21 protein-coding genes are annotated in these 22,876 nt (G+C 68.7%); 2 read left to right on the plus strand and 19 right to left on the minus strand.

Features of this window, described 5'->3' with window-relative positions:
• Positions 1 to 25 precede the first annotated feature (25 nt).
• Positions 26 to 187 carry a hypothetical protein gene (locus tag ACFYOH_RS37895; protein ID WP_388635368.1) on the plus strand — a complete coding sequence of 54 codons (162 nt, stop codon included), beginning with the start codon at positions 26 to 28 and terminating at the stop codon, positions 185 to 187.
• A 15-nt stretch (positions 188 to 202) separates the two neighbouring features.
• Here the strand turns inward: ACFYOH_RS37895 and ACFYOH_RS37900 are convergent, their stop codons facing one another.
• Positions 203 to 1,423: a sensor histidine kinase gene (locus ACFYOH_RS37900; RefSeq protein ID WP_388635492.1), complete on the minus strand. Its 1,221-nt coding sequence runs from the start codon at positions 1,421 to 1,423 to the stop codon at positions 203 to 205.
• Between the two features lie 314 nt (positions 1,424 to 1,737).
• Between ACFYOH_RS37900 and ACFYOH_RS37905 the strand changes: the two genes are divergently transcribed.
• Positions 1,738 to 2,124 (plus strand): ribonuclease, encoded by a 387-nt coding sequence (locus ACFYOH_RS37905; RefSeq protein ID WP_388635370.1) that lies wholly within the window; start codon positions 1,738 to 1,740, stop codon positions 2,122 to 2,124.
• 146 nt (positions 2,125 to 2,270) lie between these two features.
• Here ACFYOH_RS37905 and ACFYOH_RS37910 read toward each other — a convergent pair whose 3' ends face one another.
• From ACFYOH_RS37910 to ACFYOH_RS37995, 18 genes are all read right to left on the minus strand, one after another.
• A complete protein-coding gene (locus tag ACFYOH_RS37910) occupies positions 2,271 to 3,257 on the minus strand; it encodes a BtrH N-terminal domain-containing protein (protein ID WP_388635371.1) in 987 nt (328 codons plus the stop codon).
• A 91-nt stretch (positions 3,258 to 3,348) separates the two neighbouring features.
• Positions 3,349 to 5,130 (minus strand): carbamoyltransferase, encoded by a 1,782-nt coding sequence (locus ACFYOH_RS37915; protein ID WP_388635372.1) that lies wholly within the window; start codon positions 5,128 to 5,130, stop codon positions 3,349 to 3,351.
• Positions 5,131 to 5,145: 15 nt separating this feature from the next.
• Positions 5,146 to 5,541: a pentapeptide repeat-containing protein gene (locus tag ACFYOH_RS37920; RefSeq protein ID WP_388635373.1), complete on the minus strand. Its 396-nt coding sequence runs from the start codon at positions 5,539 to 5,541 to the stop codon at positions 5,146 to 5,148.
• A gap of 15 nt (positions 5,542 to 5,556) precedes the next feature.
• A complete protein-coding gene (locus tag ACFYOH_RS37925; RefSeq protein WP_388635374.1) occupies positions 5,557 to 6,597 on the minus strand; it encodes a DUF4872 domain-containing protein in 1,041 nt (346 codons plus the stop codon).
• Between the two features lie 4 nt (positions 6,598 to 6,601).
• Positions 6,602 to 7,354 carry a DNA alkylation repair protein gene (locus ACFYOH_RS37930; RefSeq protein ID WP_388635375.1) on the minus strand — a complete coding sequence of 251 codons (753 nt, stop codon included), beginning with the start codon at positions 7,352 to 7,354 and terminating at the stop codon, positions 6,602 to 6,604.
• Positions 7,351 to 8,850, minus strand: coding sequence for a B12-binding domain-containing radical SAM protein (locus tag ACFYOH_RS37935; RefSeq protein WP_388635376.1), 1,500 nt, complete (start codon positions 8,848 to 8,850; stop codon positions 7,351 to 7,353). The genes ACFYOH_RS37930 and ACFYOH_RS37935 overlap by 4 nt, the downstream gene beginning before the upstream one ends.
• A gap of 6 nt (positions 8,851 to 8,856) precedes the next feature.
• Positions 8,857 to 9,699, minus strand: a complete 843-nt coding sequence (locus ACFYOH_RS37940) for a carbon-nitrogen hydrolase family protein (RefSeq protein WP_388635378.1) — start codon at positions 9,697 to 9,699, stop codon at positions 8,857 to 8,859.
• Complete coding sequence (locus ACFYOH_RS37945; protein ID WP_388635380.1) at positions 9,699 to 10,403, minus strand: class I SAM-dependent methyltransferase; 705 nt, start codon at positions 10,401 to 10,403, stop codon at positions 9,699 to 9,701. Before ACFYOH_RS37945 ends, ACFYOH_RS37940 begins: the two co-directional genes overlap by 1 nt.
• Entirely contained in the window at positions 10,393 to 11,772 is a 1,380-nt protein-coding gene (locus ACFYOH_RS37950; protein WP_388635382.1) for a coproporphyrinogen-III oxidase family protein, read from the minus strand. Before ACFYOH_RS37950 ends, ACFYOH_RS37945 begins: the two co-directional genes overlap by 11 nt.
• Positions 11,769 to 12,743: an ABC transporter ATP-binding protein gene (locus ACFYOH_RS37955; RefSeq protein WP_388635384.1), complete on the minus strand. Its 975-nt coding sequence runs from the start codon at positions 12,741 to 12,743 to the stop codon at positions 11,769 to 11,771. The genes ACFYOH_RS37950 and ACFYOH_RS37955 overlap by 4 nt, the downstream gene beginning before the upstream one ends.
• The gene (locus ACFYOH_RS37960) at positions 12,736 to 13,515 is read right to left on the minus strand and encodes an ABC transporter permease (protein ID WP_388635386.1); all 780 of its coding nucleotides are present in this window, start codon (positions 13,513 to 13,515) and stop codon (positions 12,736 to 12,738) included. The genes ACFYOH_RS37955 and ACFYOH_RS37960 overlap by 8 nt, the downstream gene beginning before the upstream one ends.
• The gene (locus ACFYOH_RS37965; protein WP_388635388.1) at positions 13,512 to 14,366 is read right to left on the minus strand and encodes a carbon-nitrogen hydrolase family protein; all 855 of its coding nucleotides are present in this window, start codon (positions 14,364 to 14,366) and stop codon (positions 13,512 to 13,514) included. Before ACFYOH_RS37965 ends, ACFYOH_RS37960 begins: the two co-directional genes overlap by 4 nt.
• The gene (gene mfnA / locus ACFYOH_RS37970) at positions 14,363 to 15,544 is read right to left on the minus strand and encodes a tyrosine decarboxylase MfnA (protein ID WP_388635390.1); all 1,182 of its coding nucleotides are present in this window, start codon (positions 15,542 to 15,544) and stop codon (positions 14,363 to 14,365) included. The genes ACFYOH_RS37965 and mfnA overlap by 4 nt, the downstream gene beginning before the upstream one ends.
• Position 15,545: 1 nt before the next feature.
• Positions 15,546 to 16,331 carry a carbon-nitrogen hydrolase family protein gene (locus tag ACFYOH_RS37975; RefSeq protein WP_388635392.1) on the minus strand — a complete coding sequence of 262 codons (786 nt, stop codon included), beginning with the start codon at positions 16,329 to 16,331 and terminating at the stop codon, positions 15,546 to 15,548.
• Positions 16,328 to 17,266: a carbon-nitrogen hydrolase family protein gene (locus ACFYOH_RS37980; protein ID WP_388635394.1), complete on the minus strand. Its 939-nt coding sequence runs from the start codon at positions 17,264 to 17,266 to the stop codon at positions 16,328 to 16,330. Before ACFYOH_RS37980 ends, ACFYOH_RS37975 begins: the two co-directional genes overlap by 4 nt.
• A 69-nt stretch (positions 17,267 to 17,335) precedes the next feature.
• A complete protein-coding gene (locus ACFYOH_RS37985; RefSeq protein WP_388635396.1) occupies positions 17,336 to 18,370 on the minus strand; it encodes a phenylacetate--CoA ligase family protein in 1,035 nt (344 codons plus the stop codon).
• Entirely contained in the window at positions 18,367 to 21,402 is a 3,036-nt protein-coding gene (locus tag ACFYOH_RS37990) for a flavin reductase (RefSeq protein WP_388635398.1), read from the minus strand. The genes ACFYOH_RS37985 and ACFYOH_RS37990 overlap by 4 nt, the downstream gene beginning before the upstream one ends.
• On the minus strand, positions 21,399 to 22,865 hold the full coding sequence (locus tag ACFYOH_RS37995) for a 4-hydroxyphenylacetate 3-hydroxylase N-terminal domain-containing protein (RefSeq protein WP_388635400.1): 1,467 nt from the start codon (positions 22,863 to 22,865) through the stop codon (positions 21,399 to 21,401). Before ACFYOH_RS37995 ends, ACFYOH_RS37990 begins: the two co-directional genes overlap by 4 nt.
• Between the last annotated feature and the right edge of the window lie 11 nt (positions 22,866 to 22,876).

Below are 22,876 nucleotides of genomic sequence, written 5' to 3' on the forward strand. Positions count from 1 at the left end.
CGTAACCACGGTTGGGCGCCCCGCGGTGCCGGGCCTCGGCACCGGGGCGGGGCGGCGCGACCTGATGCCGTGCCGGGGCGGGTACGACGATGACGGCAACCTGGTGCGCGAGGTCACGGTCGGCACCCACCGGCCGACCGTCACCACGGCCACGCCCGGCTGCGGCGGACCGGCGTACGAGGGGTAAGTACGCGGGGCGTGCTCAGCCCGTCGGTGCCGGCCGGTCCCAGGGCAGCCAGGCCCGTACCTCGAAGCCGCCGTCGGCCGTGGTGCCGTGGTCCAGTCGGCCGCCGGTGAGGGTCGCGCGTTCGGTGAGGCCGATCAGGCCCTGGCCCGAACCCGGCACGGGCGTGGGCTCGTTGGTGGGCGGCGGGTTGGTGACCGTGACGGTGAGGCCCTTGCCCGGGGCGCCGGTGAGGTGCAGGGTGACCTCGGCGCCGGGGGCGTGTTTGCGGGCGTTGGTCAGGGCCTCCTGGGCGATGCGGTAGGCGGTGCGGCCGACGGAGGCGGGAACGGCGGCCGGGTCGGCGACGCGGTGCTCCAGGGTGACCTTCATGCCGGCCTCGCGGCACTCGGCGACCAGGTCGTCCAGCGCGGCCAGCGTCGGCCGGCGCCGCTCGCCGGCGGCGTCCTCGGCCTCGTCGGCCCGCAGCACGCCGATGATCTCCCGCAGGTCCTGGAGCGCCTCGTGCGCGCTCTCCCGGATCACCCCGGCGGCCCGGGCGACCTCCTCGCGCGGCGCGTCCGGACGGAACTCCAGCGCACCCGCGTGCACACTCAGCAGCGTGAGCCGATGGGCGAGGACGTCGTGCATCTCCCGGGCGATGGCCTCGCGGGCGAGCCGCTGCGCCTGCTCGGCACGCAGCCGTGCCTCGGTCTCCGCCCGGCGGGCCCGCTCCCGCAGACTGAGCATCAGCAGCCGCTTGGAGCGCACGAACATGCCCCAGCCGATGACGGACACCGCGAACAGCACGGCGAACACGACGGAACCCGCGTAGGGCAGATCCCGGTCCGGGCGCAGCCAGTAGTAGACGGGTACGAGGGCGAGGTCGGCCCCGCCGATCCAGGCGACGTGGCGGAAGGGCCGGTGCACGGCGAGGGTGAACAGGGCGACCATGGCGGCGCCGCCCGCGGTGGAGGACACGAAGCCGACGACGACCATCGCGGCGGCGAGGCCCACGGGCAGGCGTCGGCGCAGCCAGACGGCGCCGCAGGACAGGGCGCCGAGCAGTACGTCGACGGCGGCGAGGCCCCGGGGCGTGTGCTGTTGCCGGAGCAGGACGGTGGCGGTCGCGAGGAACAGGAACACCGCCAGCAGGAAGCAGCAGGTGTCGACGACCCAGTCCCGTGCGGTGCGCCGGAGCCGCCGGCCGGCCGGGCCGGAGTCCGGGTCGAGCCCGTGCAGCAGCGCGGAGGGCAGCATCCACCGGCGCAGCTCCGCCCCGCGCGCCACGGTGTGGTCGAGCCCGTTGTCTGTCACGGTCGACAAATCTACGGTCGGCGCGAGGTGCCTGACGCGCCGTGGACGTGATCGGCTACCAAAGTCGCGGACTCATGGACTTTCGGCGGACGTGGACACAGCAGAGCACACACGCCACGCCTGGTTCGAAACGACGTGTGGGAGCGACGTGGTGACGCCAGGTCGCAAGTTAACTCCGCGAAAACTCATCGGACTGGACGGGAAACTCTCGGAGTTGTCATTGACATGCCACCTTCTACGCGCGTCATCATGGCGGCATGAGATTCCCCCCACGAATCACCCGCATCGGCGCCGCAGCCGCCGTCCTGTCCGCCCTCCTCATCGGCGGCACCGTCACCGCCACCCCGGCGTCCGCCGCAGTCGGCAGCATCTGCTACAGCGACCTGCCCTCCCAGGCGCACGACACGCTCGACCTGATCGCGTCGGACGGCCCGTTCCCGTACTCGCAGGACGGCACCGTCTTCTCCAACCGCGAAGACGTCCTGCCCAGCCAGTCGTCGGGCTACTATCACGAGTACACCGTGATCACGCCGGGCTCCTCCACGCGCGGCGCACGTCGGATCGTCACGGGTGAGGAGTCCCAGGAGGACTACTACACCTCCGACCACTACGCCACGTTCGATCTCATCGACTTCGGTTGCTGAGGTCTGGCCGTCCGTCACCAGAACCGGCTGGAGGCCCGGTCTGCGCTCAGCCGGGCCACCAGCTCATTGCTCTCAGCGGGGCCGATGACGCTACCGGGGCCCTCCGTGGTCATGGGCCCCGGTCAGTGTGCTGCCGTGGGGCCGGGTCAGCTCGACAGTTCCATGAGACGGCTCATCAGGCGCTGTTCCTCCTCGGCGGCCTCGTGCACCAGCTTCGACGCGCTGTGGAGGGATTCCCGCGACGACGCGACCCCCGCCTCGTGCAGAAGCCCGGCCACCCCGGTCCACTTCTCCGACACCTCACGGTACGCGTCCGAGATCTCCCTGAACCCGGCGACACCGGTGAGTTCGGCGGTCTCCGCCAGGAACTCCGCCCACATCATGCGGAACAGGCCCCCGCCCGTTCCCGCGTCCTCCATGATCGTGGCGATCTCGGGAAGGCTGTCCGCGGGCGATTCCAGGTCGTCGAGCCACTGCGGCATGAGGTCGGCGACTTTGTGCATGCCCTTGAACCCGAAGTTGGAAATCGGCGGATTCAAAAAGTCCTCTGCCGCCCTTTTGACGCCTTTTCGGGCGGCTTCCCCCAGGTCAGGAAGGCCGCCCTTCAGACGATCGACGGTGAAGGCGCGGTTACGTGAACTCATCGGGCCGCGTGCGTTTCGCGCGGTCGCGAGGGATTCGCCGGAGGCCCATTTCAGGCCGAGCGGCTGAGTTTCGACCAGGGCGAAACGGTCGTCGTCGTGCCCGACGCAGGCGACATAGTGTGCCGCGAAACGGAAGTCGTCGGTGGAGTAGTCGAGGAAGTAGCGGTCGAGCTTGAGCCCGACAACGGTTCCGGAATCAAGCTCTGCCAGCAGCTGTTCCCTCGCCCGTTTCACCGAGGAGGTCTCGTGAACGGACAGCCGCAAGTTCAGCGCATTCGCGAGATTGGCGGAGAGCGTGTCGGGTTTGACGCGGCCACCGACGAACGGCGTCGGCATCTGCTTCGTCCGCCAGTAGATGAACGACAGGCCACCGGCAAGGCCGAAGACGAGTGACTCCGACAAGTTGATCTCTTGCTGCCGCAACAGATTCACGAGGGTGGTCGACTCGCAGTGTTTGCCGACGAACGGATCTGCCTCTAAAAGCGACACTTGCTCACCTGTCCCTTCCTTCGCGTGGATCGTAGCGCAGCCTCCTTGAGTGCGGTTGCGGGTGGCCAGTACCGGAAGGGATTTCACTCGCTCACATCGCGCGCGACACCAGGAAGTTGCCGAGGAACAGGTGATCCATCTCCGTCTTGAGGAAGCAGGCCAGAGCATCCTCGGGTGAGCAGACGATGGGTTCGCCGGCGACGTTGAACGACGTGTTGATCAGACAGGGAATCCCGGTGAGCTCGGTGAACTCACGCAGCAGTTCGGCGAGCAGCGGATTGCTCTGCTCGGTGACCGTCTGGATCCGCGAGGTGCCGTCGACGTGGCAGGCCCCCTGGATCATCTCCTGGTACTCGGACCGCACCGGAACCACGAAGGTCATGTACGGCGAGGACTTCTTCTTGCCGAGTTCGAAGACGTCGGACGCCAGGTGTTCGAGGACCACGGGGGCGAAGGGCCGGAACTGCTCGCGGTGCTTGATGCGTTCGTTGATGATGTCCTTGATGTCGGGGAACTTCGGATTGGCCAGGATGCTGCGGTTGCCCAGGGCGCGCGGTCCGTACTCAAGACGCCCCTGGAACCACCCGATGACGCATCGCTCCTGCATCAGGGTCGCGGCCTCCCGCGGCACGTCCTCGGCGTCCAGTTCCCGCCAGGTGACTTGGCCGGCGTACTGCCGGAGGGCCGCCTGGATCTCCTGGCCGCCGTAGCTGGGGCCCAGGTACGGCGACGTGCCGACCCGGGGCGGTGTGCCGGCCTGTTGGCTGGCGAACAGAGCCGCCCCGATGGCCACGCCGACGTCGCTGGCGCCAAAGCTGACGTCCATCTCGGTGAAGCGAGAACGCTCCAGCAACTTGCTGTTGTTGACGCAGTTCAGGGCGAGTCCGCCCTCGAAGATCACACGTGGGAGGTCGCTCCGGGCTTCGAGCGTGCGGATCTGGCCGGCGGTCACCGTTTCGAGCATGTGCTGTGCCGCACTGGCCACGCGCACCCGGTAGTCGAAGTCCTCCCGGCATTCCGCGTCTCCGCCGAAAATACGATCGAAGAGTTCGTAGTAGGCGGGTACGGCGTTCGCCGGATAGGGAATCAGGTAGGTGCCGTCGGGGCACACCTCGACCACGTGGGTGAGGAACGGGTTCGGCTCGGGAGGCGCGCCATAGCCGGCCAGCCCCATCACCTTGTACTCGTCGTTGTTCGGGACGAATCCGAGGTATCGCGTCACCACGGAGAAGAGCATCGCCAGCGAGTGCCGCGAGTCGATGGTGACGTCGTCGAATATCTTCGCCTCGCCTTCGCGTACCTCGCCCATGATCGACGACAGCCATTCGGCGCGACCGTCACTGACCAGGAACGCCGCGTCCCCACCGCCCGACAGGTGGTAGCCGGTCATCAGGTGCGCGATGTGGTGCGGGACCCGGACCAGCTTCTCCGGGTTCAAGCTGTGGCCCGTGTGCTCGAGGAAGTCGGCCTGCGTCGCGTCCTCGCTGAACATCGCCGCATGGGTCTCCGCCAGGCGCTGCAAGCGCGCGAACTTCTGTTCCACGGTCGCCGCGCCGTCCTCGGTGATCTCGGCGATCATCTTGTTCACCACGTCCTGGGAGAACTGCCAGGAGAAAGCGAAGGTGTCGACGTCGTCGAAGGAGAGCCCGGCCGATTCCAGGCACCAGCGCATCGCCTTGACCGGGAACTTCGACGTCTTCTTCTCCCGGTTGAGCCGTTCTTCCTCGACGGCGGCGACCAGCTTTCCGTCGATGACGAGGGCGGCGGACGAGTCATGGCCGTACAACAGGTGACGGTCGATGCCGGTGGCGCGAAAGAGGCGCCCGAAGATTTCCGCAGACTTGCCAAATCCGTTGTAGCCCAGAATGATCACGAGGGGCTCCTTTCGCTATGGCCAGATCGTGAGGTAGTCCGATATCACAGCCGACCGCCGGAAACTCGCGTCCAGCACCGCGCCGGTCAGATCAGCACCGCTGAGGTCCGCGCCCTCCAGGTTCGCGCCGACGAGCCGGCAGTCGTTCAGCTCGGCCAGGATGAGGTACGCCTCGCACAGATTGGCGCCTTCGAGATTCGCGCCCCGCAGGTCGGCGGACATCAGGTACGACTCCGTCAGCACGGCGTCGGTGAGGTCCGCGCCGGCGAGTTCGGCGCCCCGCAGGTCGGCGCCGTGCAGCGCCGCCTTGCGCAGGTCGGGCCGGAAGGGGCCCTGCGCCCGGCGCCGGCGGGCATGTTCGTTCCAGCGTTCGGGGCCCTGGAGCAGTACGGACTCGTCCTCGGTGGGCATGTCTCGACCTCGCGGCTACAGGGTGGTGAGCGCGGTGAGCGCCCGCTTCTCGATGTCCATCGCGGACCGCGCCGTGTCCGCCACGGCGTCCACGAGCGTCTTGAGATCGTCGCGCGCGGTGGCGGTTGCCCCAGCTGTCAGCAGGGCGGATCCCAGGTTCGACCACAACCGGCCGCTCTCGAGGAACTGCCCGGCCGCATCGGCGTAGCGTGCGTCGCCGGTGCTGTCGGCCATCCTCGTCAAGTAGCGGCCGATCATCGGGCGGAACAGCCCGCCGCCGGTGCCGAACGACTCGATCTGCCGTCCCAGATGCAGTAGTTGGCGTGCCAGTGCGTCGGTCCGCACCACGTGGCCGGCCAGGTCCACGTCCTCGACCTCGCCGTGCTTGGACTGCGGCCATGACGCCGCCGTCGTGGCCAGCAGCCTCATCCCGGCAATGCCCAGGTGCCGGCTGCCCGGTCTGAGGATCTCGCGGCACAGGTTCCGGACGGCCACCGGCCCGACGAGGTTCAGCTGCGGTGTCCTCCGCGGCGCGCCGAAGACGTACACCTTCCAGTCCGGGTTCAGCGGCGGTGAGTTGCGGCTGGAGCGGGCCGCCTGCAACTCGGCCGCACTCACGGACACGGGCTCGTCGAACGCCGGATCCGACACCTCGAACGCGTCGGCCCCGAGGGGGCGGACCACGTTGACGAAGTACCCGCCGAAGGAGGAGCGCCCGTCCAGACCCCAGTACGGGAGCAGACCGAGGTCCACCCGGGTCATGACAGCCGGCGCCGACTCCAGCAGCTTGGCCAGGCCCACGCCGGACTTCGGCGTGTGCACGGCGACCTCGACGCCCATCAGCCGTGCCGCCCGAAGCGGCAAGATCGCCTGCTTGCCGACGGCGATGTCCGGCGCGTTGCCGTTCGCCGGGAAGAACGAGAAGCCGAAGCCTCCGTCCAGTCCGAACACGACCTCCTCGTCGACCGTGTATCCGCCCGCGGCGAGAAGGGCGCATTGGCAGGCCGTCTCGCAGTGGATGCCCCGACGGTGGACGTAGCGGCCGGTCGCGTTCATTGCGTCACCCCTGTCCCAGTGCCATCAAGGACCGCCGCATCCGCGGGTCCATCTTCTCCACCGCGTACCGGAAGGTGTCGCGGGGCATTTCGGTGTGCCAGGTGCGCAGGAACTCGGCCACCTCGGCGGGATGGACCTCTGCTGTGACCTTGAGCAGCCAGCCGCAACCCTTTTGCACATAGACGTCGTGGTCGTGCATCAGCCGGACGCAGTTGTCGAAGACGTGCGACGGCGGCAGTTCGAAGACCGTCCGGCCCACCTTGCGCCGGACGAACTTCACGACCGCCACGTTCGCGGCACGCCTGGCCCACGGGGAGGTGGACTCGACCCAGCGCCGCGTCCGCGGGATCAGTTCCAGATGCCCGAGGAAGAACGGATACAGCAGTTTCAGGCACATGTCGTCGCACTGCGCCCAGTTGGACACGTAGGTCTGCAGCCAGTGCTCGCAGCGGTCCAGCAACTCGTCGCCGAATCCGGTCCTGGCGACCTTGTGCAGGACAGCGAAGCCCAGCAGCACCTCCTCGTGGTACTCGGCGCGCGCCAGCACCGCCTCCGCCAGGAGCAGCCGCGTCGCCGCGGAGATGTCGCGCCGGTCACGGAAGTAGTCGGTGGCGATCTCGGCGACCGCGGTGTTGCCGACCCCGAGCGCCCGGATCTCGTGCGGGAAGTACCGCTGCATTCCCGCCGCGAAGTCCGGATCCGCTCGGTCCGTGAGCGTCTTCAACAACTCTTCGGCGATCGCTGGAACGTCTGTCATGAGGTGCCGATCGTGAGTTTGAGCGGCTGGGTGGTCATGGGCCGTGGTGCGCGTTCCAGCCGCGGCTTGCTCTGCATGACGTACTCGTACTCCTGCTGCATCTCGGCCACGGCCCGGATCGTGTCCTGCGAGCGGTCCGCCAGGTTCTGCCCGCCCAGGCCCCACCACAGGTACCAGTTCTTGTGGCTCAGGTAGGCGTTGCGGACGAAGTCGAGCGTGTCCCGATCGGCGAGGATGGCCGGCTCCACATAGAAGGCGGGGACGAAGGTGCCCTGCCCCTCCCGCAGGATCCCCGCCTTGACGGCCTGGCGCTGCAGCTTGGTGCCGCTGAGTATCCGGATGCCGAGGTTGGCGTAGATCTGGGCCGGATTCAGATGCCGCTCGGTGAACCGGATCGACTCCCTCAGCGCCTGGGGGGTCTCCCCCGGCCCGCCGAGGAAGATGCAGTGGGTGTGCTCGATCGGGCTGGCCGTGAAGAGGCGGTCGATTTCGAGGACCCGTGCCATGTCGAAGCCCTTCATCAGGTCCGACAGGGCTTCGTCGGTGAGCGCGTCGGTGCCGAGGTCCACCCGGATGCAGCCGGCCGCGTGCAGCAGCTCGACGAACTCCGGCGTGACCGCGTTCGGCGTCAACTGGCAGTACCAGGGCACGTCGAGCTTGGCGCGGATCATCTCCTCGCACACTTCGGCCGCGTACTCCATCGGGTAGTTGAAGGTCGCGTCGACGATCTCGAACTCCCGCACGGCCGGGTTGTCCGCCATGGCCCGCTGAATCTCGCCGACGACCTCGGCCGGGTCCTTGAACCGGTCGCCCTTGCCTTCGGTCTTGCGGATGATGCAGTACGAGCAGAACAGCTTGCAGCCCCGCTTGGTCTGCAGGGTCTCGATGGCCGGCTGGTGGTCTCGGGTGAGGTCGGAGGCCGCCGAGACGCCCTCCTCGAAATACCGGGGGTCGTAGACGGACCGGTCGGGCTCCAACGCCCCCAGGTCGAAGGCGGAGTTCGACTGGTTCTGGCAGAACCTCCCGTTCTCGTCGAGGTAGCAGAGGCCCGAGATCGACTCCAGACGCCCGCCGGACTGGAGGTAGTCGAGCAGTTGGACGATGCCGGCCTCGCCCTCACCCGCGATGCCGTAGTCCGGCTGGGCGTACTCGAAGAACGACAACGGCTCCACCGAGAAGCCGGATCCGCCGAGGACGACCGTGGCACTGGTGTACTTGCGTACGCACTGGACGATCTTCTCGGTCATCGGGCCGAAGAAGACCGGGTCGATGAACGTGAGGTTGTCCAGGTTGCGTACGGCGATGCCGACCACGTCGTACGTGCCGGTGGTCAGCCTTTCCCGGACCGCCTTCAGCTCCCGGGACTCCCAGAGGAGGTCCAGGACGTCGACGTCGTGTCCGGCGTGCTTGAGGGCGGCGCTGATGTAGGCCATGCCGATCGGCAGCGCCGGCCGCGGCACCCTGATCTTGTTGGTGGAGATGAGCAGCACTCGCATGGGATGTCACTCTCGTTCGAGCTGCCAGTACGTCGCCGGCTGCAGATCGCCGCGCAGGGTGGCCTTCGTGCGGTAGCGGCGCATGCGGTCCAGGTCGATCTCGACGACGCCGACGCCCGCCTGCTTGCCGAGGTCCACCATCCGTTCGTCGCCGTCGACGAAGTCGAAGCGTTCGGCCTCGAGGAACAGCGGGTCCGCCAGGATCTGACTGCACCCCATGTAGCCGAATCCGGCGTACAGATTGGTGCCGATCCCGGACGCGAACGCGACGATGCATTCGGCGTCCACCGCCCGGACCGGCAGTCGCATGTTCGCCACGTACGCGAACATCTCGGGCACCAGCGCGGAGCACACGATGATGTCGACTCCTCGGCGGCAGTACTCCCGCGCGACCTCGGGGAAGTTGATGTCGTAACCCTGCATCAGGCCGAGACGCCCGAACTCGACGTCGAAGACCGGGTATTCGGATCCGCAGGCGAGGTAGCGGGCCTCCAGTTCGTGGCAGTGCACGCGCCGGTAGCGGCCGAGCAGGGTGCCCTCCGGGCCGACGAGAACCGATGTGCTGTAGTACTTGCCGTCGTCGCCGCGCTCCAGCAGGCCGGCCACGATGTGCACGCCCGCCTGCTTCGCCTGCTCGCACAGGAAGTCGGTCTCCGGCCCCGGGACGGGCACGGCCACGTCCGCCACCTCGAGGATGTTGCCGGAGGTGGAGAAGGCCTCGGGCAGGCAGATCAGGTTGGCCTTCCGCTCGACGGCCTCGCGGATGTACCGCTCGGCCCGGCGCAGGTTCTGGGCCGGCTTGCCGAGCTTCGACTCCATCTGGATGACGGCGATCGATGTCCCGGGCATCACGGGCTCACCGGCTCTAGGGGGCGCGAGGAGATCACCAGGCCGAGATCCTCCTCCACCACCTGCCAGTCGGTCAGGCCGGCCTCCTGGAGCAACTCGGCTGCCTCCTCGCGGGTGTACGCGGCCTGCAACGACCGCATGAACTCGTCACCACCCTCCTTCACGAACTGCAGGATGAAGGTGATGTGCCCCTCCTCGGCGTGCCGGTTCATGTCCTCGATGATCACGACGCCGTCGGGTTTGCAGATGCGGGCGCATTCCTTCAGCGTCTCGACCGGCCTGCGCCAGCGGTGCAGCGAGGAGAACGAGAACACGATGTCCGCGGAATCGTCCGGGAACGGCAGCCGGTTCAGCTTGGCCATCTCGAACTCGACGTCGCCGGCGGTGTTCGCCCACACCGCCAGCGTCAGGTTGTCCTCGGCGACGTCAACGAGGTTCTGGTTCTCCTCCACCCCGGACACGGCCAGGTCCGGCAGTTTGCCGGCCACGTGCAGCGACAACAGGCCGGTGTTGAAACCGACCTCGACCAGGTCGGTCATCCCGTCGCGGACGTTGGCCAGGATGCGGTCGCTGGGCCGCTTGTACGCCATCAGCGCGGACCGGCGCATGCCCAGGTCGTAGAAGCGCACCTTCTCGATGTCCTCGTGCGGGGACGGCTGCGGCACTCGGTCGGTCAGGTTGAGCAGTCGGGTCTCAGTGGTCATGGCGGGCCTCCTCGGCCTTGGGCCGGGGGGTGATCTGCACGGGGATCGGCTGCTGGGCGATGAAGTTGGAGATGTCCGCCCCCAGATGCTGCGGGTAGCGCCGGTACTCCGGCGAGTAGAACGCCTTGGAGATGTTGTCCAGGTAGTACCAGCCCTTCGGGCCGGTCACCTCGATGCCGTCCTCGTCGGCGGTGATCAGGCCCTTCTCGATCAGGTCGTCGATCTCGGCGCGGAACATCTCCATGAAGTCGACGCCGTGGATCCGGCGGAACCGGTCCCGGTTGACCCGTCCAGCCTTGACACCGAGGACCATCGATCGCCGGATCGCCTCCGACTTGGTGATGTGCTTGCCCATGGAGATCGGCAGCCGGCCCTCCATCACCGTCTGGATGTAGCGGCCGATGTCGGGCTCGTTGAAGTACCAGTGGTCGCGCAGGTGCCCGGTCGCGGTGGGGCCGAGCGGGATGATGGGGACGTCCTCGCTCCACGACGTCTCGCCGTACTTCGGCTGGTAGCCGGGTTTGGCGAAGCAGTCGCCGTAGTAGCCCAGGAAGCCGCTCTTGGAGAGCTTCTCCGCGGCGAACAGGAACATCTCGTCGACCACGGCCTTCTCCGGGACCGGCGGCAGCTTCCTGCGCTTCGTGGAGACCTGCGCGAACTCCATGTACGTGTAGAACGAGATGCAGGTGACCCCGAGCTCGATGGCGGTGTCGAGGCTGTGCTCCCAGCTCTCCATCGTCTGCCCGTTGATGCCGTGCATGAGGTCGATGTTGATGTTCTCGAATCCGCACCGGCGCAGCAGCCGGATGCTCTCCTTGAGCATCTCCGGGTCGTTCGGGCGGCCGATGTTCTTCAGTTCCTCCGGCACGAAGGTCTGCACGCCGAGGCTGATGCGGCGCACTCCGCGTTCCAGCAGGACGTTGGCCTTGCGCTCGGTGATGTCGACCGGCGTGGTCTCGATGGAGAAGTCGGCGTCCTCGTCGACGTTCAGGCTGCCGAACAGGTGGCCCAGCAGTTCGTCGAGCTGCGGGGCGGTGAGCGCGGTCGGGGTGCCGCCGCCGATGTAGCCGAGGGTGATGACGTGGTCCTGGATGTACGGCCGGTCGGCGTAGTTGGTGATCTCCGTCTTCAGCGCTTCCAGGTACGTGCGGGTCAGGTCCCGGTCGGTCTGGTGCTTGATGTACGGGCAGCTGAAGCAGAGCCGGTTGCAGAACGGGATGTGGACGTACACCCCCATGGGCTTGCGGGCGAACACCTCCTCCTCGTTCACCGGCACGTGCTTCGTCGGGTACTGCCGCACCCACTCGTTGTCGCGCTCCGGGTATTCCTTCCAGAACGGCATGCTCGTGGTCGTGGTGGTGATGCTCATGCGATGTCCCCCAGTTCGACTTGATCGACGATGGAACGGACGACGTCCGCCAGGGTGGGCTGGAAGTAGGACGCGGAGCGCAGTGCGAGGCCGGCGGCGTGGGCATCGGCGACCATCTCGGCCAGAGTGCCTTGGTGATCACCGTCGGACAGGTCGAGCTTCACGCCGTGATCGACGTCGTGGACGGAACGGATCAGGCCGCAGGTCGTCGCCTGCCGCTGCGCCCAGTCGTGCAGCTGCGTGAGGTGCGCGTCGGTGAAGGCCTCCAGGATCAGGCTGGAGCGCTCCCCCCAGCGGGTGACGGCGTCGAGCGAGGCATCCTCGACCTGGTGGCCCTGGTGCAGAACCACGACCGAGTCGGCGAGCGCGAGGAGTTCGTCGCGGTGATGGCTGGCGAACAGCACACCGACGCCGTCCTTCTTCAGACCCCGTAGCAGTTCCAGCAGCGTCTCGCGGGCCGTCGGGTCGAGGCCCGTGGTCGGCTCGTCGAGGATCAGCAGGTCGGGCCGGTGCGCCACGGCGCAGATGACGTGCAGCTTGCGCTGGCTGCCGCCGGAGAGGCTGCGGACGTACTGGTGGCGGTACTGCTCGAGGTCCGCCAGCGCGATCAGCTCCTCGTAGCGGCCAGGGTCGGCCCGTCGGAGCTTGAGCTGATGCTTGACGTACGTCTCCACGGTGACGCCGTCCGGCAGGTCCTTGGCCTGCTGGACGTACCCGATGTGGCGGCTGACCTGCCCCCAGCGGCGGGGCGGGGTGCCACAGATGCGCACCGCTCCGTCGGCCGGGCGCAGCAGGCCGGCCACCAGCCGGATCAGTGTGGTCTTGCCGGCGCCGTTGGTGCCGATGATGGCCACGCCTTCGCCTGCGTCCACCGTGAATTCGACGGAGCGCAGGGCGAAGTCGGGGCTCACCCGGTAGTCGAGTCGGGAAACCGACAGCACCGGCGTTCCGGCGCCCGTGGTGTCAGCCATGGCCGATCCTCCTGCGAAATGCCCATGAGGCGACGCCGACGGTCAGGAACGAGTAGACGACCGCGAGGGCCGTCGACGACCCGGAGGCCGAGACGTGCGGCGAGGTGGCGGCGCGGAAGATCTCGACGTGCACCGCGAGCGGAAGCTTGGCGAAGACGTCGCCCAGCGTCCCGAGGTTGGCGAGCGGGAAGAAGATCCCGGCGAAGTACATGAGCGGGATGACGATGATGTTCACGACCGCCGGGAAGGAGATCTCGTTGGTGTATGTCGCGACGAGGATCCCGATCCCGGCGAAGGCCGTGCACGCGGTGAAGAAGCCGAACAGGAACAGCGGCACCGACTCGATCCGGGCGTCGAAGACCCCGACGCCGAGCACGACCACCAGGACGAACTGGAACAGGCACTTGAGCACGACGCCGACGACCCGGGCGAGCAGGAACCCCGAGTACGACAGGGGCGACAGGATCAGGTCCTCGATCGTCCGGCGGTTGCGATCGATGATGACCGTGTAGCCGACGGTGTAGGTACAGCTGAACATGATCCCGGCGCCGATGATGCCGGGGAAGACGAAGCCGAAGTAGTTGGCGGCCGTCGGCGCCGGACTCACCATCTGGTCGGTCGCTGCCCCGAAGGCCAGCACCATCGACACCGACGTCAGCAGCGTCGAGATCGCGAACAGGCGGTTGTCGAAGAACTGCCGCATGTCGATGGCGACCAGCCCGAGCACGTCGCCGAGCCAGCTGGACTCCGGTTGCACACGCATTGCTGTCATCGAACGCGACTCCCGTGGCTCGTGGTCCAGGTCGAGCGCAGGTCGTCGTGGAAGGGCAGGGCGGCGCGGATCTTCCGCCGCTGCCGCCAGTGCACTTCCGCGTCGATCACCGTTTCGCGCGTGCCCGGGCCGGCTTCGGCGAGGATGTCCGCCTCCGGGTCCTGCCGGGCGTCCTGCACCAGACCGTCGACGATCATGCTGCGGCCGAGGTAGCTCATGTTCGCGAAGCGGTTCTCCCCGACTCCGCTGGCGAACACCAGCGCGCACTCGTTGTCGGCGGCCCGGGCGCGGCAGATGGAACGCAGCGGGTGCGAGAACGGCCCGAAGAGGTTCGCCACGCAGACGACGAGGTCGGCGTCCTGGGCGAGGTAGTGCCGGCTCGCCTCCGGGAACCGCAGGTCGTAACTCACCAGCAGGCCGATCCGCCCGACCGGGGTGTCGATCACCTCGCCCGGAGAGCCGGTGGACACGTACGCGGACTCGCCCGCCCACACACAGGCGCGGCGATACCAGCCGAGAGGATCGCCGGCGGGGCCGACGAGCACGGCGGCGTCGAAGACGTCACGCCCGGACGAGAGCAGCACACCCGCGGCGATGTGCATCCCGAGGGTGCGGGCCTGCTCGGCGAGGAACTGCACGACGGGACCGTCCTCGGCGGTCGCGTCGGTGCGCAGCGTGGGGAAGTTCAGGCCGGTGGCGAACGTCGCCGGCAGACACGCCAGGTCGGCCTCGCGTTCGCGCGCGGTGGACAGCAGCTTGGCGGCTCGCGCCAGGTTCTCGTCCCGCTGCCCGGGCTCGATCCGCATCTGCAGGGCGGCGAGCCGGGTACCGGGGCCACGGAAGAGGCTCATCGCAGCGCCACCTCGGCCGCGACTTCCCGACGGGCCCGTTCCAGCACCGGAAGGAACTCGTCCACCATCTCCGGTGTCACGTGCCGGGTGACGACCAGGCGCAGGGTTTCGCCGAACCGCTTCGAGGTGGAGACGATCCAGCCCCAGGATTCCAGCAGCTGCGCGATCCGGGCCGCATGCGGCATCTTGACCACCACGATGTTCAGCTGCGGTTCGGCGAACAACTCGTGTCCGGCCGCGCGCAGCCCGGCCACCAGGTGCTTCGTCACCTCGAAGTTGGCCCGGGTGATGGCCCGGAAGCCATCACGCCCGAGGTGCTCCAGGACCGCGTAGGTCGACACCGCGGCGGAGCCCGGACGGGTGCCGAGCAGCGTGTTGTGCACCGGTGTGTCGACGAAGAACGAATCGACCGCGAACCGTCCGGCGTCCTGTGCGCCCCGGAACAGGATCGCGCCAGCCGGGACGTTGGCCAGTCCGTACTTGTGCGGGTCGATGGTGATCGAGTCGACGCCCTCGACGGTGAAGTCGAACTGGGGCAGGTCGTGGCCGAGTTCGCGGGCGAACGGGATGATGAAGCCGCCGGTGGCCGCGTCCACGTGCAGGTGCACGTCCCGTGCGGACACCGCCGGTCCGATCTCGTCGACCGCGTCGACGACCCCGAACTCGCTGCTGCCCGCGGTCGCGACGACCGCGACGGTGTGCTCGCCGATGCGCCGGGCGGTTTCGTCGGCCGGCAACCGCAGACAGTCGTCGACCGGCACGACGACCGGGGTCAGCCCCAGCAGGCCGAAGACCTTGGTGAAGGAGAAGTGCACGGTGCTGCTGACGACGACTTCGGGCCGGTCGGTCAGCCGCCCCCGGGCGCGCGCCGACTCGCGGGCCACCAGCATCGCGATCAGGTTCGCCTCGGTTCCTCCGGACACCAGACTCCCCGACCCGCCGGGACGGCCCAGCAGATCGAGCAGCAGTTGGACGACCTTGCGCTCGATCCGCTTGGTACCGCGGAAGATACGCACGTCGCCGAGGTTGGTGTGCGCCGCGGCGGACGCCATCTGAACACCCAGCGGATGGGGTTCGGTGCAGATGGAGTTGAGTACCCGGTTCCACGGCACGTCTTCTGCGAGCTCCGTCGCGATCCGTCGTCGGACGTCGGAGGCGGGAGCGCCGGCCATTCGCATCTCAGCTCACCTGCGCCGTGAGGTCGGTGTACAGCTCCGTGCGGCGCGCCCACAGTCCGAACCAGAGCGTCTGCTGGAAGCGCAGGTCGGGTTCGCGCAGGTGCCGGATCCTCTCGACGTCCCAGGGCGTCTCGAGGATGCCCTCGTGGGTGCCCGCCTCGGCGACGAATCCCTCGGGCATCGCCACCGCGCTGCCCCCGCCGCAGCGCTCGCTCAGCGAACCGGCGAAGGCGACCGCGACGGTGTTGAGGGTCGCGATACCCCACACCGCGGCGCGCTGCGCGGCCTGCTGCGTGCCGTCGAGGGACCCGGCCACCAGCAGCAGTTCCGCGCCGGCCAGGCATTCGATGCGTGGCGGTTCGACCAGCCAGAAGTCGGGTCCGAGGAGCACTCCGACATGACCGAACGGCGTCTCGACGACCGGGAAGTCGTCGCCGGTGCCGGTCGTCCGGTCGGGCAGGACGGCCCGCTCCACCTGGGCGCACACCGATCCGCTCGGGTCCAGCAGCCGGGCCACCTGCGTCAACCCGCCCGGCCGTTCCTCCGGCCAGGAGCCGGTGAGCACGTAGGCGCCATGGGTCCGCGCCAGTGCCGTCAGGCGGTCCAGGCACTGCTCACGCAGCCGCGGGGAGAGCGCCGAGACGTCGTCGCCGGTGGTGAACGCGTTCTCGGGGAGGACGACGAACGACGCCTCGTCGGTCACCCGGCTGTCGAGATCGTCGAGCACGGCAGCGGCCGTCGCCTCGGGGTTCGCCCGGCGGGCGTGTTGCGCTACGAAGATGGTCACGGACGGGTCCCCTCACTTGCACTGGTCGCGGCGACGGTCCGGCCCCGATCCGGGCCGCCGCCCCCGGTCAGGCTCGCCCGCAGTTCCGCGGCGAGATCCCGGTTCACTCCGATGTACGGGGTGAGCAGCGCCTGGTAGGCGTCCGGCCGGCGCAGCTGCTGCCAGCGGCGGCCGTCTCCGGCCGCGGGCTCGTCGATGTCGACGACGAGCACCTCCGGCTTGTCGCTGCCGGCCTGCGCGATCACGCCCTCCGGGAGGGCGACCAGGCTGGTGCCGGCGAAGTGGATCTCCACCAGCCTGTCTCCGCGCTTGCCGCGGACGACGCCGACCGAACTCGCGTAGACGATGTTGACGTCGTTCAGGTACGCCGCCGTGCGCAACGCGTTCACCATCAGCGGCTGGTTCTGCCCCAGCGTGCCGCCCGGCACGAAGATCGTTCGGGCGCCGGCCAGCGCCAGCATGCGGATGACCTCCGGGATCCAGAAGTCCGAGCACACGGCGATGCCGATCTTCCCGAACTCGGTCGACATGACGCCGAGCGAGTCCGCCTGGCGGCACACCACCATCTCGTTGCCGAAGGCGTGCGCCTTGATGGCGCGTCCGGTGATGACGCCCTGCCGTCCGATCAGCAGGGACGTGTTGCGGTACATGCCGTCCTGCAGGTCCTCGACGATCGAGCCCAGCAGGATGTGGGTGCCGAGCTCGCGGGCCAGAGTCTGGAAGCCGTCGACGACCGGCCCTGGGATCGGCGTGTCGGTTCGCCCTTTCAGGCCGTCCTGGCCCGGCATGTACCACGGCGGGCCGAGCAGGAACTCGGGAAAGCACACCAGGTCGACGTCGCCGCCGCTGCAGACGTCCTCGATCGCCTGGTACGCGTTGCGCAGGCCGTCCTCATGATCGTCGACCCATTGGGTCTGTACTACCGCTACCCTCATACGTCTTGTCTCCTCGAGATGCCACCGGGGGATGGGCCACCGCGACGGCTCGCCGCGGCCGGGTGCAGGTCATGACGTGGCGGTACTCCAGTCCTTCGCGTCGACGATCGTGACCTCGGCCTCGACGCCGAGCGCGTCGACGATCTCGCTGCGGAGCAACCGCTGCATCGCGCCGTCGGCGACCGATTCCGGGTCGGCCACGGCGCAGGTCACATGGAAGGTGCCGTCCCGGACCTCGCAGGCGAAGTGCGGCGCGAGCCCGGCGTGGCCGAACACGATCCGCTCCACGTCCACCGCCGAGACCGGGGCGTCCGGTCCGGGCAGCGCCGCGGCCACGCTCCCGAGCGGAACCAGGACCCGGCTCGCGGCACCGCAGTCACATCCGCGGTCCGCCGGCCACAGCTCGACGAGTTCGCCGGTCGGTGAGCCCTCCAGCACCAGCTCGCCGCGCCGACCGCCACGGACCTCGGCCCGTAGCCGGTTCTCGCACAGGTGCAGTGCGCCGTACTCGCAGGCGACGGCCGCCGTCGGCGTCGACGGCGTCCCGTAGAGGGTGGAGGTCTTCGCCGCCCAGGCGGCGCCGATGCGATCGAGGCGCTCGGCGGAGCAGGCCTCCCCCGCGCAGATGATGGTCCGGATCGCCGAGTGCTGCGGCCACTGCCCCAGCGAGACAGCGAGGCTCGCCAGCTCGGCGGCGAAGCTCGGCGAGCACACCAGGGCCGTCACCTCGTACTGCTCGATCAGCCCGAGCAGCCGCTCCATCGGGCAGATGGTCCCGCTCGTCCCGACGCTGATCACCGAGGCGCCGACCATCTCGATCACGCGGTCCATCTCGGCGCCGACGAAGGACAGTTCGTACGGTACGGCCGAGACCACGACGTCGTCCTCGGTCAGCAGCCGGCCCAGCGCCAGCGCCAGGTCGATCTGATTGCGGATCCACTCTTCGCGGCTCATCACGATCGCCTGTGACCCGCCCGAGGAGTCGACCCGTTCGCCGTAGCGCGCGTGGACCGCGCCGCGGCCGTCCGCCGTGTCGCCGGTATCGCGGGTGAGCAGTTCCAGGAACTGCTCGTAGTGCGTCGCGATGGGCGTGGTCGTCGTCACCTGACCTCCGTTTCCCGGGCGAACCGGCGCCACCCGTGGTCGTCGAGAGCGCTGTCGTCCCGTTCGGCGCGAAGCAGGGGCCGGCGGTCGGTGCCGGCGTCGATGTCGACGTCGAGGACCTTCGCCAGGACGAACTGGTGGTCGCCGATCTGATAGGTCGACTCCACGGCGCAGTCGATCGTGCCGACGGCGCCGGGGAGCCGGGGGCAGCCGTTGGGGGACGGGGTCCACGAGAGGGTGTCGAAGCGGCTGTCCGGCCTGCCCTGCGAGAACGCGTCGGACAGGTCCTTCTGATCCTCGCCGAGGATGTTGACGCAGAACCGGCCGGTGTCCGCGATGGCGACCCAGCTGGTGCTGCGCGAACGCACCAGGAAGCCGATCAGGGCGAGTTCCTCGGAGACGACGGTGAGCGAGCCGATCACCAGTCCGTACGGCGACGGCCCGTTCTGCCCGGACTGCCGCGCCGTCCCGGCGACCACCGTGACGGCTCGCGGCAGGAGCTCGCCGATGACGCCGAGGTCCGGCACCGCACTCGGCTGCCCGCCTCCGGCGGGTTCGGGCCCGGGCGTGATCGCGCCGGGTTCGTCGCGAAGCCGGCGTACGAACCGGCCGGTCACGCTGGCCGGGTTGTCGGCGAGTTCCTCCGGGGTCCCGCTGTGCACCACCCGGCCACCGTCGCGGCCCGCACCGGGCCCGAGATCGATCACCCAGTCGGCGATGGCGATCACCTTCACGTTGTGCTCGATGACCACGATGGTGTTGCCGGTGGATATCAACCGCTCGAACAGGGCCAGCAGATGGCGGATGTCGGCGGCGTGCAGGCCGCGCGTCGGCTCGTCGAAGATGAACAGTGTGCGGCTCCGGCGTTGCTTGAGCAGTTCGCCGGCCAGGTTGAGCCGCTGCGCCTCGCCACCGGAGAGCGTGGTCGTCGAGCAGCCGAGCTGCAGGTAGCCCAGGCCGAACTCGCCCAGCACGCCGAGGGCCTGGACGACCTTGGGGTAGCTCTTCGCGTCGAACCATTCGAGGGCGTCCTCGACGGTCATCGACAGCACGTCGTAGATGTTCTTGCCGCCCAGCCGTACCTCGAGGACGTGCTCCTGGAACCGGCGGCCGTCGCACTCGGGGCAGACGATGAACTCGCTCTTGAACAGGGTCATCTCGATCTCGGCCAGTCCGAGTCCCTTGCAGGACTCGCACCGCCCGCCGGCCACGTTCGGGCTGAACTCGGCGCGGCCGAGGCCGCGTTCGGCCGCGTCGGGGCTGGCGGCGAAGGCGTCGCGGAGGTGGTCGCTGATGCCGATGTACGTGACGAGTGTGCTGCGGCTGGAGCGGCCGATCGGGCGCTGCTCGACGTAGATGACGTCGTCCAGGGCTTCGGCTCCGTCGATGCCGGTGCTGCCGGCCGCCGTGCCCGTCGACCGCTGGGCGATGGCCCGGGAGACGGAGTCGTGGATGCCGGCCACCAGTGAGCTCTTGCCCGCGCCGGACACGCCGGAGACGCAGGTCAGCCCGCCGAGCGGGAACTTCGCGGTCAGGTCCACGACGTTGTTGCGCGTGATGCCGCGTACCTCGAGCCAGGGTGCGCCGGTGAGGTCGGCCTTCGCCCGCGACGGCCCGTTCGACAGCATCGCGGTCGCCGTCGGCGAGTCACCGGAGTTCAGCAGGTCGGCGTACCGGCCCTCGAAGACGATCTCGCCGCCGCGGGTTCCGGCCCCGGGCCCCAGTTCGACGATCCAGTCGGCGGCCCGGATCACCGACTCGTCGTGCTCGATGACGATGACGGTGTTGCCGAGATCGCGCAGCCGCCGCAGTGAGTTGAGGATCTTCCCGGTGTCGGCCTCGTGCAGACCGGCGGTCGGTTCGTCGAGGACGTACATGACCCCGGTCAGGTCACTGGCCAGGTGCTGCGCCAGCAGCAGCCGCTGCAGTTCACCACCGGACAGGGTGGTGACCGGCCGCCGCAGCTGGAGGTGGCCCAGGCCGACCTCCTCGATGTTCGCGCTCTGCCTGGCGATCGCGGAGGCGAGCTCGCGGACCTGCGGCGGCAGGTCACCGGTCGAGAGCGCGTCACGCAACCGGCTGATGGAACCCGACAGTTCGTCGCTCTGGAAGTCGTGGAAGGTGTGCCCGGCCACCGTCGCCCTGAGCGACTCGGGGCGCAGCCGTCCTCCGTTGCACGCGGAGCAGACCTCCCGGCCCAGGTAGTTGGTGAAGGCGTTCTTGCGGGCGGCCGACGACGCGTTCCGGTAGGCGCGTTCCAGGAAGTCCAGGATGCCCTCGAAGCGGAAGTCGTTGGTGACCTTGCGGATCTTGAGCGTGTAGATCGTGTCCGAGCCGTGCAGCACCCGCTCGGTCTGCTCCGGGCTCAGCTTCTCGAAGGGCAGGTCGAGGTCCAGGCCGATGTCCGCGGCCATCGCCTCGAAGGCCTTGCGCACGTTGGGAACGGCGAACGTGCCGGGGTCGGCGCCGTCCCAGATCTCGGTGAGCGTCTTGGACCGGTCGGGGATGATCTTGTCCAGCGAGAAGCCGACGAGTTCGCCGATGCCGTCACACGGAAGGCACTTGCCTTCCTTGCGGTTCGGGCTGAAGTGCTTCGCGGAGTGTGGTTCCGCGAAACAGCCGCAGTCGTCGCAGAACAGGTCCGGGCCGGTCGGGCCGAGACAGGCCGGGCAGACCGGCCGCGAGCCGGCGCCGAACAGCAGCCGGTACAGCCCGTCGAGGCCGGTGAGCGTCCCCACGGTCGAGCGGGGATTGGAGTAGCCGCCGTCGCGCTGGCGCAGGGCCACCGGCGGCTGCGTCCCCGCGATCCGGTCGAACTGGTAGTCGCCGTCGCCCATGTCGAGGGACTTGCTGGACAGGGCACCCAGGTACAGCGTCTTGGAGTGTTCGAAGAGGGTGTCGATGACCAGGGACGACTTGCCCGATCCCGAGACGCCCGCGGCGACGACCAGCTTCCCCTTGGGGAAGGAGACGTCGACCGACTTCAGGTTGTGGGTCGTGACTCCCTCGAGTCGAATGCTGTCGAGACTCATGTGTTGTCGTTCCGCCCTTCGGCCAGCTTTCGGGCCTGGGTTTCGCAGCGCTGCAGGTCGGGATAGCGGGCGTAGAGCATCGAGCGGACCCGGGCGGGATCACCGCGGTTCCACGTCTCGTAGAGCTCCTGGCGCATCCCGAAACGGTCGACGACCAGATCGGCGGCGAGCCGGAAGAGCCTGGCCTTCTCCGCCACCCGCATCTCGCGCCCGCACATGTAGGTGTCCAGCACCGAGCGCAGCTCGGGCGTCGCCAGATCGGCCTCCGAGGGCTGCACGATCAGACCCGACGCGCCGATCTGCCGGATGATCGCCGAGCCTCGCGTGGAGAAGCCGCCGGCGACGGCGTCGAGCGCGGCCGTCGAACCTGGGGCGAGCAGCCCCGAGGGGGTGGGGCGGCACTCGGCGTCGATGGCGGCCAGGCCGAGCCGTACGATCTCCACGTACGAGGTGAGTTCGCCGAGAAGGTCCGTGACCTGCCGGAACTTGTCGACACCGATCGCCTGGGCCAGCAGCGACGCGACGCCGAGCATGGTGCGCAGCCGGTGGTAGTAGCGCAGTTGGCCGGTGTAGAGCGACCACTTGTTCAGCTCGGCGAAGCCACGGACGGCCGTGTCGGAGTCGTCGAGCAGGAAGACCCGGTCCATCGGGATGAACGCGTCGTCGAACACCAGCATGGCGTCCTGCTCGTCGTAGTGCGCGGAGAGTCCGCCGGAACCGTCGGCGTAGGACTGGCGGCACAGGACGCGAAGGCCCGGCGTCGCCAACGGAGCGGCGAACCAGCAGACGTAACTGGGGTCTTCGCGCAGGTAGTTCGCGGGCGAGAGGTAGATGAGCACCTCGTGGGCGTACGGCGCCAGGGTGGCGATCTGCTTGGCTCCCCGCACGACGATCCCGTCGGCGCCGCGCCGCACCACCCTCAGCCCCAGTTCCGGCCGGTCGGTGAGGGTCGAGGAACGATCGATCTGCGGGTCACCCAGGCCATGGGTCAGCGTGAGGTCGTTCTCGCGGCAGTAGCGGTAGTAGTTCTCCGCGTTGCGCCCGAACCGCGGGTCGACCTTGGCCAGTTCGAACCGGAAGTCGTACAGGCCGACCACGACGTTCGACATGAAGTCGGGCACCCGGGAGAGCTGGCCGTAGGAGGACTCCACCCACCGGTGGGAGTTGACCCACTTGCGGCTGAGCTCGTCCCGGTCGGCCGGGGCCAGGTACGACAGGCTGACCAGGTTGCCGGAAGTCTCCGACCGGTAGAGCATCTCGTCCGCCCGGTCGGGCAGATGCTGGGCGTCGTAGAGGCCGGCCAGTGTGGACAGCATCGGCTGAAAGCTCGGGTCGCCGGTCACGTCGACCCGGCGCCCGTCGCACCAGACTTCCCGCTCGTCCTTGATGCTGGCCACGTACTCCGGCCCGCGCCAGGCTCCGCCGGAGAAGCCGGGCAGAAGGGCTGTCTCGTCAGTGGGCATGACGCCGTCAG

It is taken from the genome of Streptomyces sp. NPDC007856, assembly GCF_042868225.1.
Taxonomy (GTDB): Bacteria; Actinomycetota; Actinomycetes; order Streptomycetales; family Streptomycetaceae; genus Streptomyces.